Source organism: Bacillus sp. FSL R7-0685 (genome assembly GCF_038002425.1).
Classification (GTDB): Bacteria; Bacillota; Bacilli; order Bacillales; family Bacillaceae; genus Bacillus; species Bacillus subtilis.
In genome coordinates, this window is record NZ_JBBOCN010000001.1 from 1,764,335 (window position 1) to 1,778,801 (window position 14,467).

The following is a 14,467-nucleotide window of genomic DNA, read 5'->3' on the forward strand; positions in this document are numbered from 1 at the left end:
TGATGAATGTGGCAAAAGTCATCCAGCTGTCAGATGAGCTTTCAAATAAAATAGCGGCGGGCGAGGTTGTGGAACGGCCCGCCTCAGTCGTCAAAGAATTGGTGGAAAATGCGATCGACGCTGACAGCACAGTCATTGAAATCGATATTGAGGAAGCAGGCCTTGCATCCATTCGGGTCTTGGATAACGGCGAAGGAATGGAGAATGAAGATTGCAAGCGAGCTTTCCGCCGCCACGCAACGAGTAAAATAAAAGATGAAAATGATTTATTCAGGGTGAGAACGCTCGGTTTCAGGGGAGAAGCTCTGCCGAGTATCGCGTCAGTCTCTCATCTGGAGATTACAACAAGCACTGGTGAAGGAGCTGGGACGAAGCTCGTCCTCCAAGGAGGAAACATCATTTCCGAATCGCGTTCCTCAAGCAGGAAGGGAACTGAAATTGTCGTTTCCAACCTGTTTTTTAACACACCGGCCCGTTTGAAATATATGAAAACCGTTCATACAGAGCTTGGAAACATTACAGATGTGGTTAACCGTATTGCTCTGGCGCATCCAGAGGTATCGATCCGCCTGCGCCATCATGGGAAAAACCTGCTTCAAACGAACGGAAACGGAGATGTGCGCCATGTACTGGCAGCGATTTACGGCACGGCTGTCGCCAAAAAAATGCTTCCGCTGCATGTGAGCTCCTTGGATTTTGAAGTAAAGGGATATATCGCCCTCCCAGAGATTACACGGGCGTCGAGAAACTATATGTCGTCTGTGGTCAATGGCCGTTACATTAAAAATTTCCCGCTCGTCAAAGCGGTTCATGAAGGCTATCATACGCTTCTGCCGATCGGACGCCATCCGATTACTTTTATAGAAATTACGATGGACCCGATTTTAGTCGATGTCAACGTGCATCCATCGAAGCTTGAGGTCCGGCTCAGCAAGGAAACAGAGCTTCATGACTTAATACGTGACGGAATTAAAGATGTGTTTAAACAGCAGCAGCTGATTCCTAGTGCCCAGGTCCCGAAAAAATCAGCACCTGCCATCAAAAATGAGCAGCAGTTTATAACCTTTGATGAAAAGCCTCCGGAAAAAAAAGTTCCGGAAAAATCGACTGCGCCATCTTATTCACCGATGAAGCTCAGCTCAGTCGTAAAAGAGCCGGTTGATGCGGAGGAAAAATTGCCCCCTCTCCAATTTGATGCTCCTCCTATCGTTGATCAGGAACAAACCCTTGAGGTGTCCGATGTTTCAGCAGAACAGCCTGAAACATTTGAGCAGGAATGCCATGAGGAACAGCCGCAGCCAGCGTCTGATCGGGTTCCAATTATGTACCCGATTGGCCAGATGCACGGGACTTATATATTGGCACAAAACGAAAACGGCCTATATATTATCGACCAGCACGCCGCCCAAGAACGTATTAAATATGAGTACTTCCGTGAAAAGGTGGGGGAGGTTGAGCCTGAGGTGCAGGAGATGATTGTACCGCTGACGTTCCACTACTCCACAAATGAGGCTTTGATTATTGAACAGCACAAACAAGAGCTCGAAAGCGTCGGTGTCTTTTTAGAGTCATTCGGCTCTAACAGTTACATCGTCCGCTGCCACCCAGCCTGGTTTCCAAAGGGAGAAGAAGCAGAGCTTATAGAAGAAATCATTCAGCAGGTGCTCGACTCCAAAAATATAGATATTAAAAAACTCCGCGAGGAAGCGGCGATTATGATGAGCTGCAAAGGCTCCATCAAAGCAAATCGCCACCTCAGAAACGACGAAATCAAAGCGCTTCTGGACGACCTCCGAAGCACATCAGACCCATTTACATGCCCGCACGGCCGCCCGATCATCATTCACCACTCGACATATGAGATGGAAAAGATGTTCAAACGCGTGATGTAGCGGGGGTGGTAGGCATTGATCCATTCTCTGAATGGATCAATGCTTTTTTTGTACTCCTTCGAGTGTCAGATTATAAGAAACGGTTGTAAACGTGTGAGCAGTGTTAACGCATTATACTTCATGGTTCCTCCGTATAACAAAATTTCCATTTACAGGCAATTGGGATTAATGTATATTTTGGGTGAGGGGGTGGAAACACATGGCATGTGGTCCGAAGATCATTATCTTTTTGGATGAACTTGATGATCCAAATGTGAGAATCATTTTAGAATGCAGAATTTAAATTACAACATTGTGTTTTGCTCCCTGTTCGTGTGAACAGGGAGATTTTTTCGTTTATATAACTGGTGATGTCCAAATATAGGGTGTTATGAATTTTCCATATCTGCCATCGGCTTTAAGCTGCTTCTCTATTAGGCTGGTTATCAAAAGCAAGTTCAATGATAGCCATGAAAGCTGATATCACAACAAGCAAGACATCTGGAATATAAATAGACTGCATAAAGTAATCTGCAAAACAGATCGTTATAAGATTGCTGATAAAATACAGTATAAAAGCAAAAAGTGCAGTCTTTTTCAATGAAAGTGATTTTGCCAAAATGATAGAGATAATCTTTGTGAGTGGGTCTATGATTAAACCTACAGCAAAGCAGGCTAAAATAAATAAAGCTAATGTTTGATTGGAAGCGTATGTGATGCCAAGTATGGAGAATAAGCCTTTCATCCCGAAGAAAAAGCCGCCGAAGATGACTGCAAGCGCGATGGCCGCGATAAAAGTAATAGATACAATTCCGATTAATTTTGATCTCAGGTTAAAATCTTTAGAGTGCTCGTTCTGTTCTTTTTGGTTCATGTATGACACTCCCTTCACCTGCTTACTCATACAAACAGCACCCTTGAATCAGCCCAAAATATCTATAAGTCTGTTTTCTGACGAAAATAGTATAGCATATTTTAACAAAACCAAAAAAAGCCCTTTCCACTGGGGAAGGGCCTTTTTCATCATGTTAACTCCTGAGATTCGCCGAAGCTTTCTCTTTTTTTGGCCAAATAAAATAGCTGGCTGTAATGAGAAAGTCAATGCCTATAATGACAGTCCACAGTTTAAGAATGCCGCTCAACGCCTCGGTTCGGGAAGAGTCATTGATAAAATAGATCATCCCTGCCAATAGTCCCGCACCAATTAAGTAGGCCAGCACATGTCTTAGCCAGCCTTTCGCACCGTGCTTGGCATGGTCCATTCCAAAACGTTTCAGCGGTTTTGCGCCTTTTTTTGTCACATAATATTGAAATTTTTCATCTGCCCATTGAATCATTTGTTTCCCATAAGCGATCGATATACCGATGTAAACAGCTGCAATCCCATGGGCTGCAGTCGCTGAGGCTCCGCGGTAAAGGTCCACACCAGTTGCCGCTAACAAAATCAAATCGATAACTGGAGTTAAGGCAAGGAATAGCAGTCCTAATGTATGTCGTTTGAATACGTAGCGTACAGCAAGCCCCAAAACAATGACAACCCAAAACGCAATTTCACAGAAAACAATCATCCATGCGATACCGTTCAATCCATTCCCCTCTTTTCAATACAGTTGTATTATTTAAATAATATGTTACCATCTTTGTTTTTGTAACACAACTGTATTATAAAAATTGCCCTCTCATTTTTTTCTTGTTACAATAAAGCTATGCCAAAACAAATTGACCATGAGAAAAGAAGAAAACAAATTGCAGAAGCAACGTGGCGCGTCATTTTAGAACGAGGGATGGAGGGAGCATCAGCCAGAAATATTGCAAAGGAAGCAGGATTGTCATTAGGTGCGCTGCGCCATTATTTCTCTACACAGGATGAATTGCTTGCTTTTGCAATGAAACTTGTCCAAGAAAAGGTGACGGACCGAATTAAGGACATTGCAGTGAGGGATTTGCTCCCTAAGGAAAAAGTGTTGCAAATTTTGCTTGAAATGGTCCCAACGAATGAAGAAACGATTAGAGAGATGGAGGTTTGGTTTGCTTTTACTGCTTACGCCAGACATAAAAAGGATATGTTTGATGCGAGTCATGACGGGATTTTCAGCGGCATGCGGAATCTGATTGCCTATTTAGATGAATCCGATTTACTGAAGCAGAATGCTGATAAAGACATTGAAGCTGAGAGACTTTACGCGCTTGTTGACGGCTTGGCTTTACATGCCATGCTTGACCCTGTGCGAGTGAATAAAGACCGAATCAAGCGGGTCATTATGCAGCATGTAGAGTCAATTTGCGTGGAAGATACACGTGAGACACAAAAACGACATTCTTAAGGCACTAGTGCGAAAAGCGATTCTTGTTGGGCATGCGTCCAAAAGAGTCGCTTTTTTATTTTCAAAGAACAAGGATCTCTGAAAAAAATGGAAAACAATCATGCTGTTTGGTAAAGTGGAATGAAAGACGGACTGAGGGGTGAACACTGGTCCATCGTTTAAGAACTTTACATGATAGGGATGGTATAAATGAATCTTACTTACAAGGTGCATCCAATTAAAACAAGGTATCAGGGCTGGACGAATTATTGCTATATCATTGAAGATATTGTAAGCAGATCTGCAATTGTTGTTGATCCCTCATGGGAATTGAGTAAGATAACCACTACACTTTCTGAACTCGAAGCGGAATTAAAGGCAGTCGCATTGACACACTCTCATTATGATCATGTAAATCTGGTAGACCCGCTGACGAAGATGTTTAACGCTCAAGTTTATATGTCAAAAAAAGAAATTGATTATTATCAATTCCGATGCAGAAATTTAATTAGCCTAGATGATCATCAGACAATCAGCATAGGAAACACAAGAGCACAATGCCTTCTCACACCGGGGCATACAGCCGGCGGAATGTGTTATTTGTTTTCTGAGAGTATTTTTACCGGAGATACGGTGTTTACAGAAGGGTGCGGCATATGTGAGGATGATGGCAGCTCTGCGGAAGAGATGTTTGATAGTATTCAAAGAATAAAGTCGGAGGTTTCACCCCATGTACGGGTGTATCCTGGTCACTCATTTGGCAAATCGCCCGGCCATTCGATAAAGGATCTTTATCAGCATAATATTTACTTTCAAATTGATAAGAAAGAATATTTTGTGAAATTTCGCACTCGTAAAAACCAAAAAGGTATTTTTGATTTTAAATAATCCTTCTGAATCTATTATCCTATTTTTCTTCGAATATCTAAATGATTTTTATTTTCGAAAATGATTATATAGAAGGTGTTATTTATTTTGAAAACTCATTTGAAAGAAAATGAAGCGTATTATCATGATATGGCGCCCTATACGTAATCCGGGTCTTTTTTCTTATGTTCTGTTATATCTCCTGATCCTTTATTCCTCAATGGAAAAAAGCAGAAAAACAATGGAGCAAACTGTAGGAAAAATTAACTTGACGGATAATATTTACAGAGGTTACCATCAACATGAACATGCTACTATTTATCCGGTCATCACTATTATAAAATCATACAGAAGTGAAACACATTTACTAATCGGAAGGGTGGCTTTGAGAGAATGATCACATATGTTTTTCCAGGTCAGGGTTCACAAAAACAGGGAATGGGCAGCGGCCTATTCGATGAATTTAAAGAACTGACGGATCAGGCAGATGAGATCTTAGGATATTCTATCAAACGTCTTTGCCTGGAAAATCCTTATTCCAATTTAAACAAAACGCAATTTACTCAGCCGGCGTTATATGTGGTAAACGCACTAAGCTATCTGAAAAAAATCAAGGATGAAGAAGTTAAACCTGACTTTGTCGCCGGGCACAGCTTGGGTGAATACAATGCGTTATTTGCAGCTGAAGCCTTTGATTTTGAGACAGGGTTACAGCTTGTCAGAAAAAGAGGCGAGCTGATGAGTCTGATAAGCAACGGCGGTATGGCAGCTGTTATGGGACTAAATGAAGAGCAGGTTGCAAAGGCTCTGAAAAAATATCATTTACATGATGTTGATATCGCTAATGTGAATGCCCCATATCAAATTGTAATTTCAGGAAAAAAAGATGAGATTGAAAAAGCCGCATCTCTTTTTGAAACGATGACTGAAGTTACAATGGTACTCCCCTTAAACGTAAGCGGCGCGTTTCATTCCAGATACATGAATAAGGCAAAAGAAGAATTTGAGGAGTTCCTTCATGCCTTTTATTTTTCGCCTCCGTCTATCCCGGTTATTTCTAATGTGTATGCCAAACCGTATACATACGAATTCATGAAACAGACGCTGGCTGATCAAATTAATCATTCAGTGAAATGGACTGACAGCATAAGCTACTTAATGAAAAAAGGCCATATGGAGTTTGAGGAGGTAGGGCCTGGAAATGTTTTAACTGGGTTAATTCATCGCATAAAGAAAGATGCGGAAGCAATGCCCCGCTAAAGCATTTGCCCCTATGGCCATGTATCTCATCAATCAGGTCTAAACACAAATTTCCTTTCATTTAAGGTATAAAGTTTTAAAGATTCAATCGTTCGATTGACACTGTTTCTAATTGAATAACTTTATATACTGTTACATAAAGAGGCTGATAAATTAAGTTAGACATTTGAACTATGTCAGCCGGTCTGTCAAACCATCGCTCCCACATCTAGATGGTCCATTTTTTAACCGCACCCACCAATCATAGAGTCGATGTTCTTTGCTGATCCTGTTATCATGTTACATCAATTTTGAGATATCAACATACATCTACGATCACGTAATAAATGAACCGCATCCAGAGCACCAATAGCAATCCTTCCAAGTTGAATCTCCTTTACTTTTTCACATATGTCTTTTCCATTTATTAATTTCATTTCAATCGCTGCTATGTGCTTTACAACATACATGGAAATGAGAAATCCAATAGCCGTCATAAATATAAAAAAAGAAGGTTATACACATGAATGAACCGTTTGTTTTTATGTTTTCCGGGCAAGGTTCCCAATACTATCACATGGGGAAAGAACTATTTAAGGAAAATACCGTGTTTCGCCAATCAATGCTTGAAATGGATGCCATTGCAGCACGGCGAATCGGCACATCCATTGTTGAAGAAATCTACCATCCAGGTAAACGTGTGTCAGATCCGTTTGACAGTATTCTTTTTTCCCACCCCGCCATTTTTATGATTGAGTATTCCTTATATAAGGTTTTGGAAGACAGGGGAATTTATCCTGATTACGTATTGGGATCAAGTCTGGGAGAATTCGCAGCAGCGGCAGTTTCTGGTGTGTCAGACGCAGAGGATATACTGGATTGCATACTTGAACAGGCTATTATCATCCAGAATTCCTGCGATAAAGGAAAAATGCTGGCCATTCTTGACAAACCGCAATTGTTGAATGATCATCCGCAACTGTTTGGAAATAGTGAACTCATTTCTATCAATTATGATTCGCACTTCGTCATTTCTGGTGAAGAAGATCATATAAGGAAGATTATGGATGATTTAAAGGAGAAGCAGATTCTTTGCCAGCTGCTTCCTGTGTCCTATGCCTTTCATTCTTCGCTTATTGATCCGGCAGAGAGTGCCTATGCAGAATTTTTAAGATCAAAATCTTTTCAAAAACCGTCAATACCGATTGTATCGAGCTTAACGGGAAGCTGCCTTCACGTAATGGACGAGAATTTCTTTTGGAATGCGGTCAGAAAGCCAATGATGTTTCGTGAAGCGATTCGATATTTGGAAAGCCAGCATACATGCAAGTTTATCGATTTAGGGCCATCCGGCACCTTAGCTGCTTTTGTGAAACAGCTGATTCCGGGTGATTCAGCTGACCGTTGCTGCTCAATCATAACACCATTTCATCAGGAGCTGAAAAATCTGAATACGGTTGAGTATTTCCGTACACCAGAAAGGAAGTTTACAAGATGATTACATATGTCTTTCCAGGGCAAGGCTCCCAGCAAAAGGGGATGGGACAAGGCCTATTTGAACAATATCAGCATTTGACTGATCAAGCAGATCAAATATTGGGCTATTCAATAGAGAAGCTATGTACCGAAAAATCATATCTGGATGTAAATCATACTGAATACACGCAGCCGGCTTTGTATGTTGTTAATGCACTCAGTTACTTGAAGAGAGTGGAGGAGACCGGCAGAAAACCTGATTTTGCGGCAGGACACAGCTTAGGAGAATACAATGCGCTGATGGCAGCCGGTGCATTTGATTTTGAAACCGGATTAAGGCTCGTCAAAAAAAGAGGAGAATTGATGGGACGAATTACAGGGGGCGGAATGGCTGCTGTGATCGGCCTGAGTAAGGAACAAGTTACAGCCGTTTTAGAAGAGCACCGTCTTTATGACATTGATGTGGCAAATGAAAATACGCCTCGGCAAATTGTGATTTCTGGCCCGAAAAACGAGATTGAAAAAGCTCGGGCTGTTTTTGAAAACACCAAGGATGTAAAGCTGTTTCATCCATTAAATGTGAGCGGAGCTTTTCATTCCAGATATATGAATGAAGCCAAACAGGTATTTAAGCAATATATTGACTCATTCCAGTTTGCACCTTTGGCGATCCCGGTTATCTCCAATGTCTACGCAGAGCCATACCATCAAGACAGATTAAAAGATACATTATCTGAACAAATGGACAACACAGTGAAATGGACGGACAGCATTCGTTTTCTGATGGGAAGAGGAGAAATGGAGTTTGCAGAGATTGGGCCTGGAACTGTTTTAACCGGTCTCATTCATCGGATTAAAAATGAAGCTGAACCATTGACATATATACCGAAAAAGAACCCCGCGATCAGTGCGCATCTAAAGGAGCAACGCAATGTTCAAGCCGGGATTACGGCAGAATCTTTAGGAAGTGCTGAATTTAAACAAGATTATCATCTTACATATGCTTATCTTGCAGGAGGAATGTACCGCGGCATTGCTTCGAAAGAAATGGTAGTAAAGCTGTCAAGAGCGGGAATGATGGGGTTCTTTGGCACAGGAGGTCTGAGCCTGAAAGAGGTTGAAGATGCGATCCATGCTATACAAGGTGAATTAGGGAAAGGACAAGCCTATGGCATCAATCTGGTCCACAATATGAAACATACTGAATCAGAAGAAAAAATGATCGATCTTTTATTGAGGAATCAAGTGAGCATTGTGGAGGCTTCAGCATTTTTAAGTGTCACTCCTGCATTAGTAAGGTACCGCGCAAAAGGAGTGAAACGAAATCAAAATGGTGACGTTATATGCTCAAATCGTCTCATAGCAAAAATATCACGGCCGGAAGTTGCAGAATCATTTCTGAGTCCTGCGCCTGAGAATATGCTGCAAAAGCTTTTAGGAGAAAATAAAATCACTATGAACGAAGCTGAGTTGTTGCGGTGCATTCCGATGGCTGACGATATTTGTGTAGAAGCTGATTCAGGCGGTCATACAGATGGCGGTGTGGCATACAGCCTGATGCCGGCGATGACATCTTTAAGAGATGAAATGATGAAAAAATATCAATACCGGAAAAAAATAAGAGTTGGTGCAGCTGGAGGAATTGGAACACCTGAGGCAGCGATGGCGGCTTTTATGCTAGGGGCTGATTTTATTCTAACAGGCTCAATCAATCAATGTACGGTTGAGGCGGCAACAAGTGATAAAGTAAAGGATTTGCTTCAGCAGATGAATGTACAAGATACAGCCTATGCGCCTGCAGGTGATATGTTTGAATCGGGCAGTAAAGTGCAGGTGCTAAAGAAAGGCGTGTTCTTTCCCGCACGGGCAAACAAGTTATATGAACTGTATCAGCGGTATGGGTCTATACGTGAGCTGGATGCAAAGATGCTGGCCCAGCTTGAGGAGAAATACTTTAAACGCAGTATAGAAGACATATATAAAGATATTGCATTGCATTATCCCGCGGCAGACATTGAGAAGGCTGAACAAAACCCGAAGCATAAAATGGCTTTGATTTTCCGATGGTACTTCAGATACAGTTCAAAATTGGCAATCAGCGGAAGCGAACATTCGAAGGTCGATTATCAAATTCACTGCGGTCCCGCGCTGGGAGCCTTTAATCAATGGGTTAAAGGGTCGCAATTAGAAAATTGGCGAAACCGCCACGTGGATGAAATCGGGAAAAAATTAATGACAGAAACGGCAGTATTGCTTCATGAACGGATGCAATCGATGTATCAGCCGTCGCATGAAACAGACAACATAAAAATAAAAGTTTGAATATTATGAAAATATACCTATAAAAATCATCCCTCGAAGGAGAGAGCGCATTATGGATAAACAGAGAATCTTTGAAGTACTAATCACCAATATTTGCGAGGTGCTTCCTGAATTAGACGGACACAGATTTGAGCCTGAAGATCAGTTAGTTGAGTTAGGAGCTGACTCTGTAGACAGAGCTGAAATTATCACGATGGTGCTAGAGGATTTATCGTTAAAAATCCCTCGCATTGAGCTATCCGGGGTGAAAAACATCGGTGAATTAGCTGAGGTGCTTTATGACAAAGTGCAATCTGTCTGAGGTGGTGGTGACCGGTGTAGGCGTCACGGCCTCTATCGGTCAAGGGAAAGAGGACTTTGCTTCCTCGCTGCTGTCCGGCAGACATGCCTTTGATGTCATGAAGCGTTCAGGCAGACAAAAAGACAGCCGGTTTATCGGAGCCGAAATTGCGTCATTGTCTTATCCTGACCGACTCTCTAAAAAAATGTTGCGAAAAGCATCATTCTCCAGCCGCGCTGCATTGGTAACTCTCACAGAGGCTTGGGAGGAGGCTGAATTGGACGATGCAGATTCCTCACGTATCGGACTGGTTGTTGGCGGATCAAATTTTCAACAGAGAGAAAACTTTGAAGTTTATGAAAGGTATCAAGACCGCTCCGGTTTTATTTCTCCGGCGTATGGTCTGTCTTTCATGGACAGCGATCTTTGCGGGATATGTACAGATCAGTTTGGCATCACGGGATTAGCATATACGGTGGGAGGAGCTTCGGCCAGCGGCCAGTTAGCAGTCATTCATGCGATTCAGCAAGTCCTGTCAGGCGAAGTTGATACTTGCATAGCACTTGGTGCTTTAATGGATCTTTCTTATATGGAATGCGAGGCGCTAAGGGCTTTAGGCGCTATGGGGACGGACAAATATGCTGATGAACCTGAAAATGCGTGCCGTCCCTTCGATCAAAACAGAGACGGGTTTATCTATGGAGAATCGTGCGGTGCATTGGTAATAGAACGAAAGGAGACGACTTTACGAAGAGGTCTAAAACCTTATGCAGCATTGTCTGGCTGGTCAATCAAACTGGACGGAAACCGGAATCCTGATCCTTCATTAGAAGGAGAGATTCATGTCATCCAGAAGGCACTGGAGCGTGCCAGGCTTTTACCAGAAGATATTGATTATATTAATCCTCATGGAACAGGCTCTTTTATTGGAGATGAAATAGAATTAAAGGCGCTCCGTGCATGCCGGCTTTCCCATGCTTATATCAATGCAACAAAATCGATAACCGGACACGGGCTTAGTGCGGCGGGCATCGTAGAGATTATTTCTGTTTTGCTGCAAATGAAAAAATCTGCCCTGCATCCGAGCAGGAATTTGGATCATCCAATCGATGATTCCTTTCATTGGGTAAATGAGAAATCGATTTCATACCGCATCAAAAATGCGCTGAGCTTAAGCATGGGGTTTGGCGGAATGAACACCGCGGTTTGTATACAAAACATTGAGAAATGTGGAGGCGAATCATAAATGGTTTCAGCCGGAATAGAAGCGATGAATGTCTTTGGCGGAACGGCATACCTTGATGTCATGGAGCTGGCCAAATACAGACACTTAGATACTGCGAGATTTGAAAATTTATTAATGAAAGAAAAAGCGGTAGCACTGCCTTATGAAGATCCCGTGACCTTCGGAGTCAATGCAGCTAAGCCGATTATTGATGCTTTATCTGAAGCAGAGAAGGACCGGATTGAATTGCTGATCACTTGCTCTGAATCCGGGATCGACTTTGGGAAATCGTTAAGTACATATATCCATGAATATTTAGGTCTCAACCGCAACTGCCGTTTGTTTGAGGTTAAACAGGCGTGTTATTCAGGGACAGCGGGATTTCAGATGGCGGTGAATTTTATATTATCCCAGACTTCTCCGGGTGCCAAAGCACTGGTTATCGCCAGTGATATTTCACGTTTTTTAATCGCTGAGGGCGGAGACGCTTTAAGCGAAGATTGGTCTTATGCGGAACCGAGCGCCGGAGCGGGAGCGGTGGCCGTTTTAGTTGGCGAAAATCCCGAGGTGTTTCAAATAGATCCCGGAGCAAATGGTTATTACGGCTATGAAGTGATGGACACGTGCCGCCCCATTCCCGACAGTGAAGCGGGAGATTCTGATCTGTCTTTAATGTCATATTTGGATTGCTGCGAACAGACCTTTCTGGAATATCAAAAGCGTGTACCGGGTGCCAATTATCAGGACACGTTTCAATATCTTGCTTACCATACGCCCTTTGGCGGGATGGTGAAAGGTGCGCACCGGACAATGATGCGTAAGGTGGCGAAGGTGAAAACATCCGGGATTGAGCCGGATTTTTTAACTCGGGTAAAACCAGGTTTAAACTACTGTCAACGGGTTGGAAATATTATGGGGGCAGCCTTGTTTCTGGCATTGGCCAGCACGATAGACCAAGGGAGATTTGATACGCCTAAACGAATTGGCTGTTTTTCCTACGGATCCGGCTGCTGTTCTGAATTTTACAGCGGAATTACAACTCCGCAAGGCCAGGAGCGTCAGCGAACATTTGGTATTGAGAAGCATTTGGATCGCCGGTATCAGCTCTCCATGGAAGAGTATGAGCTATTGTTTAAGGGGAGCGGGATGGTGCGGTTTGGGACGCGCAATGTAAAGCTGGACTTTGAGATGATACCGGGCATCATGCAGTCCACTCAAGAGAAGCCGCGCTTGTTTTTAGAAGAAATTTCTGAGTTTCATCGGAAGTACAGGTGGATCTCGTGACCTATCAAACGATAAAGGTCCGCTTTCAAGCATCGGTTTGCTATATTACCTTTCACCGTCCTGAAGCGAATAATACGATTAATGACACGCTGATAGAAGAATGCTTGCAAGTGTTAAACCAATGTGAAACATCAACGGTGACGGTTGTCGTTTTAGAGGGGCTTCCCGAGGTGTTTTGTTTCGGAGCGGATTTTCAAGAAATCTATCAGGAAATGAAAAGGGGCAGAAAACAGGCAAGCTCCCAAGAGCCTCTCTATGATTTGTGGATGAAATTGCAGACCGGCCCTTATGTCACGATTTCGCATGTCAGGGGAAAAGTGAATGCCGGCGGTCTTGGATTTGTATCTGCCACAGATATTGCCATTGCTGATCAGACGGCGTCATTCAGTCTCTCTGAGCTGCTATTCGGCCTGTACCCTGCTTGTGTTTTACCGTTTCTGATCCGCCGTATCGGCCGGCAGAAAGCGCATTATATGACGCTTATGACAAAGCCGATTTCCGTTCAGGAAGCCAGTGAATGGGGGTTAATAGATGCTTTTGATGCTGAAAGTGACGTGCTGCTGAGAAAGCATTTATTGCGTTTGCGGAGGCTGAATAAAAAAGGAATCGCACATTATAAACAGTTTATGAGCTCACTTGATCATCAAGTCAGTCGTGCGAAAGCCACCGCTTTAACTGCAAATCAAGACATGTTTTCTGATCCTCAAAACCAAATGGGAATCATCAGGTATGTTGAAACAGGACAATTCCCATGGGAGGATCAGTAACCGTTTAAAAATGACAATCAGAACCGTTAGGAGGACATCATGACGCATTCTGTTGTAGAGCTTATCGAAATTGAATCCGCCATTATTCAGGTAAAGATGCAAGATCGCACTCATAAAAACGCGTTTTCACAAGAACTTACAGATGGTTTAATTCAAGCGTTTGAATACATACGGCAGAACCCCAAATACAAAGCGGTCATTTTGACAGGATATGATAATTATTTTGCTTCAGGAGGAACGCAAGAAGGACTGCTACGAATTCAACAGGGATTGACCAAGTTCACTGATGACAATCTTTATTCTCTGGCGCTGGATTGCGAGATTCCAGTTATTGCGGCAATGCAGGGCCATGGAATTGGAGGCGGCTTTGTCATGGGGCTCTTTGCTGACATAGTCATTCTGAGCAGGGAAAGCGTGTATACGGCTAATTTTATGAAATACGGATTTACGCCTGGAATGGGCGCTACCTTTATCGTTCCTAAAAAACTGGGTTTCAGCCTGTCCCAGGAAATATTATTGAATGCAGGCAGCTACCGCGGAGCTGATCTTGAAAAAAGAGGGGTTCCCTTTAAGGTGCTGCCCCGTGCAGAAGTGTTAGATTATGCAGTGGAGCTGGCGCAAGAACTGGCGGAAAAGCCTAGAAACTCACTGGTTACACTGAAAGATCATTTGGTTGCTTCGCTTCGCGATCAGCTGCCGCGCGTCATTGAACAGGAATTGGTGATGCATGAGAAAACATTTCATCATGAAGAAGTCAAAAGTAGAATCAAAGGTTTATATGGTAATTAACTGAAAACATATAAAAATTTTGCAGGTGAAATGGAGGCAGCGTG

The 14,467-nt window shown here is 42.8% G+C and carries 14 protein-coding genes; 12 read left to right on the forward strand and 2 right to left on the reverse strand.

Features of this window, described 5'->3' with window-relative positions; genetic code table 11:
- The first annotated feature begins 8 nt into the window (after positions 1-8).
- Positions 9-1,892 carry a DNA mismatch repair endonuclease MutL gene (gene mutL / locus MKY50_RS09275; RefSeq protein WP_003245099.1) on the forward strand — a complete coding sequence of 628 codons (1,884 nt, stop codon included), beginning with the start codon at positions 9-11 and terminating at the stop codon, positions 1,890-1,892.
- A gap of 397 nt (positions 1,893-2,289) precedes the next feature.
- On the opposite strand, the gene MKY50_RS09280 is transcribed toward mutL, so the two are convergent.
- Positions 2,290-2,745: a regulatory YrvL family protein gene (locus MKY50_RS09280; protein ID WP_003231830.1), complete on the reverse strand. Its 456-nt coding sequence runs from the start codon at positions 2,743-2,745 to the stop codon at positions 2,290-2,292.
- A 154-nt stretch (positions 2,746-2,899) separates the two neighbouring features.
- Entirely contained in the window at positions 2,900-3,457 is a 558-nt protein-coding gene (locus tag MKY50_RS09285) for a hypothetical protein (protein ID WP_032725722.1), read from the reverse strand.
- Positions 3,458-3,577: 120 nt separating this feature from the next.
- Here MKY50_RS09285 and MKY50_RS09290 point away from each other — a divergent pair, with 120 nt between their 5' ends.
- From MKY50_RS09290 to MKY50_RS09340, 11 genes are all read left to right on the forward strand, one after another.
- On the forward strand, positions 3,578-4,195 hold the full coding sequence (locus MKY50_RS09290) for a TetR/AcrR family transcriptional regulator (RefSeq protein ID WP_341116518.1): 618 nt from the start codon (positions 3,578-3,580) through the stop codon (positions 4,193-4,195).
- A 189-nt stretch (positions 4,196-4,384) separates the two neighbouring features.
- Positions 4,385-5,062 carry an MBL fold metallo-hydrolase gene (locus tag MKY50_RS09295; RefSeq protein WP_003231824.1) on the forward strand — a complete coding sequence of 226 codons (678 nt, stop codon included), beginning with the start codon at positions 4,385-4,387 and terminating at the stop codon, positions 5,060-5,062.
- A gap of 109 nt (positions 5,063-5,171) precedes the next feature.
- Positions 5,172-5,438 (forward strand): hypothetical protein, encoded by a 267-nt coding sequence (locus MKY50_RS09300; protein ID WP_015252067.1) that lies wholly within the window; start codon positions 5,172-5,174, stop codon positions 5,436-5,438.
- Positions 5,435-6,301: an ACP S-malonyltransferase gene (fabD, locus tag MKY50_RS09305; protein WP_080529333.1), complete on the forward strand. Its 867-nt coding sequence runs from the start codon at positions 5,435-5,437 to the stop codon at positions 6,299-6,301. The genes MKY50_RS09300 and fabD (MKY50_RS09305) overlap by 4 nt, the downstream gene beginning before the upstream one ends.
- A gap of 502 nt (positions 6,302-6,803) precedes the next feature.
- A complete protein-coding gene (locus tag MKY50_RS09310; protein ID WP_341116522.1) occupies positions 6,804-7,778 on the forward strand; it encodes an acyltransferase domain-containing protein in 975 nt (324 codons plus the stop codon).
- Positions 7,775-10,078 (forward strand): ACP S-malonyltransferase, encoded by a 2,304-nt coding sequence (fabD, locus tag MKY50_RS09315; protein WP_341116524.1) that lies wholly within the window; start codon positions 7,775-7,777, stop codon positions 10,076-10,078. The genes MKY50_RS09310 and fabD (MKY50_RS09315) overlap by 4 nt, the downstream gene beginning before the upstream one ends.
- A gap of 52 nt (positions 10,079-10,130) precedes the next feature.
- Entirely contained in the window at positions 10,131-10,379 is a 249-nt protein-coding gene (locus MKY50_RS09320; RefSeq protein ID WP_064813981.1) for an acyl carrier protein, read from the forward strand.
- A complete protein-coding gene (gene pksF / locus MKY50_RS09325) occupies positions 10,357-11,604 on the forward strand; it encodes a polyketide biosynthesis malonyl-ACP decarboxylase PksF (RefSeq protein WP_341116530.1) in 1,248 nt (415 codons plus the stop codon). The genes MKY50_RS09320 and pksF overlap by 23 nt, the downstream gene beginning before the upstream one ends.
- A complete protein-coding gene (pksG, locus tag MKY50_RS09330) occupies positions 11,605-12,867 on the forward strand; it encodes a polyketide biosynthesis 3-hydroxy-3-methylglutaryl-ACP synthase PksG (RefSeq protein WP_015383707.1) in 1,263 nt (420 codons plus the stop codon). It abuts the gene before it with no gap.
- Positions 12,855-13,634: an enoyl-CoA hydratase/isomerase gene (locus MKY50_RS09335; protein WP_010886512.1), complete on the forward strand. Its 780-nt coding sequence runs from the start codon at positions 12,855-12,857 to the stop codon at positions 13,632-13,634. Before pksG ends, MKY50_RS09335 begins: the two co-directional genes overlap by 13 nt.
- A gap of 39 nt (positions 13,635-13,673) precedes the next feature.
- Positions 13,674-14,423: a polyketide synthase gene (locus MKY50_RS09340; RefSeq protein ID WP_029317815.1), complete on the forward strand. Its 750-nt coding sequence runs from the start codon at positions 13,674-13,676 to the stop codon at positions 14,421-14,423.
- Positions 14,424-14,467 lie beyond the last annotated feature (44 nt).

What these genes read in the sequence shown, in the direction of transcription:
- MKY50_RS09280 (WP_003231830.1), bottom strand. Translation starts at nt 2,745, where the DNA reads ATGAACCAAAAAGAACAGAACGAGCACTCTAAAGATTTTAACCTGAGA.
- MKY50_RS09290 (WP_341116518.1), top strand. Translation starts at nt 3,578, where the DNA reads ATGCCAAAACAAATTGACCATGAGAAAAGAAGAAAACAAATTGCAGAA.
- MKY50_RS09295 (WP_003231824.1), top strand. Translation starts at nt 4,385, where the DNA reads ATGAATCTTACTTACAAGGTGCATCCAATTAAAACAAGGTATCAGGGC.
- MKY50_RS09300 (WP_015252067.1), top strand. Translation starts at nt 5,172, where the DNA reads ATGAAGCGTATTATCATGATATGGCGCCCTATACGTAATCCGGGTCTT.
- fabD (WP_080529333.1), top strand. Translation starts at nt 5,435, where the DNA reads ATGATCACATATGTTTTTCCAGGTCAGGGTTCACAAAAACAGGGAATG.
- MKY50_RS09310 (WP_341116522.1), top strand. Translation starts at nt 6,804, where the DNA reads ATGAATGAACCGTTTGTTTTTATGTTTTCCGGGCAAGGTTCCCAATAC.
- fabD (WP_341116524.1), top strand. Translation starts at nt 7,775, where the DNA reads ATGATTACATATGTCTTTCCAGGGCAAGGCTCCCAGCAAAAGGGGATG.
- MKY50_RS09320 (WP_064813981.1), top strand. Translation starts at nt 10,131, where the DNA reads ATGGATAAACAGAGAATCTTTGAAGTACTAATCACCAATATTTGCGAG.
- pksF (WP_341116530.1), top strand. Translation starts at nt 10,357, where the DNA reads ATGACAAAGTGCAATCTGTCTGAGGTGGTGGTGACCGGTGTAGGCGTC.
- pksG (WP_015383707.1), top strand. Translation starts at nt 11,605, where the DNA reads ATGGTTTCAGCCGGAATAGAAGCGATGAATGTCTTTGGCGGAACGGCA.
- MKY50_RS09340 (WP_029317815.1), top strand. Translation starts at nt 13,674, where the DNA reads ATGACGCATTCTGTTGTAGAGCTTATCGAAATTGAATCCGCCATTATT.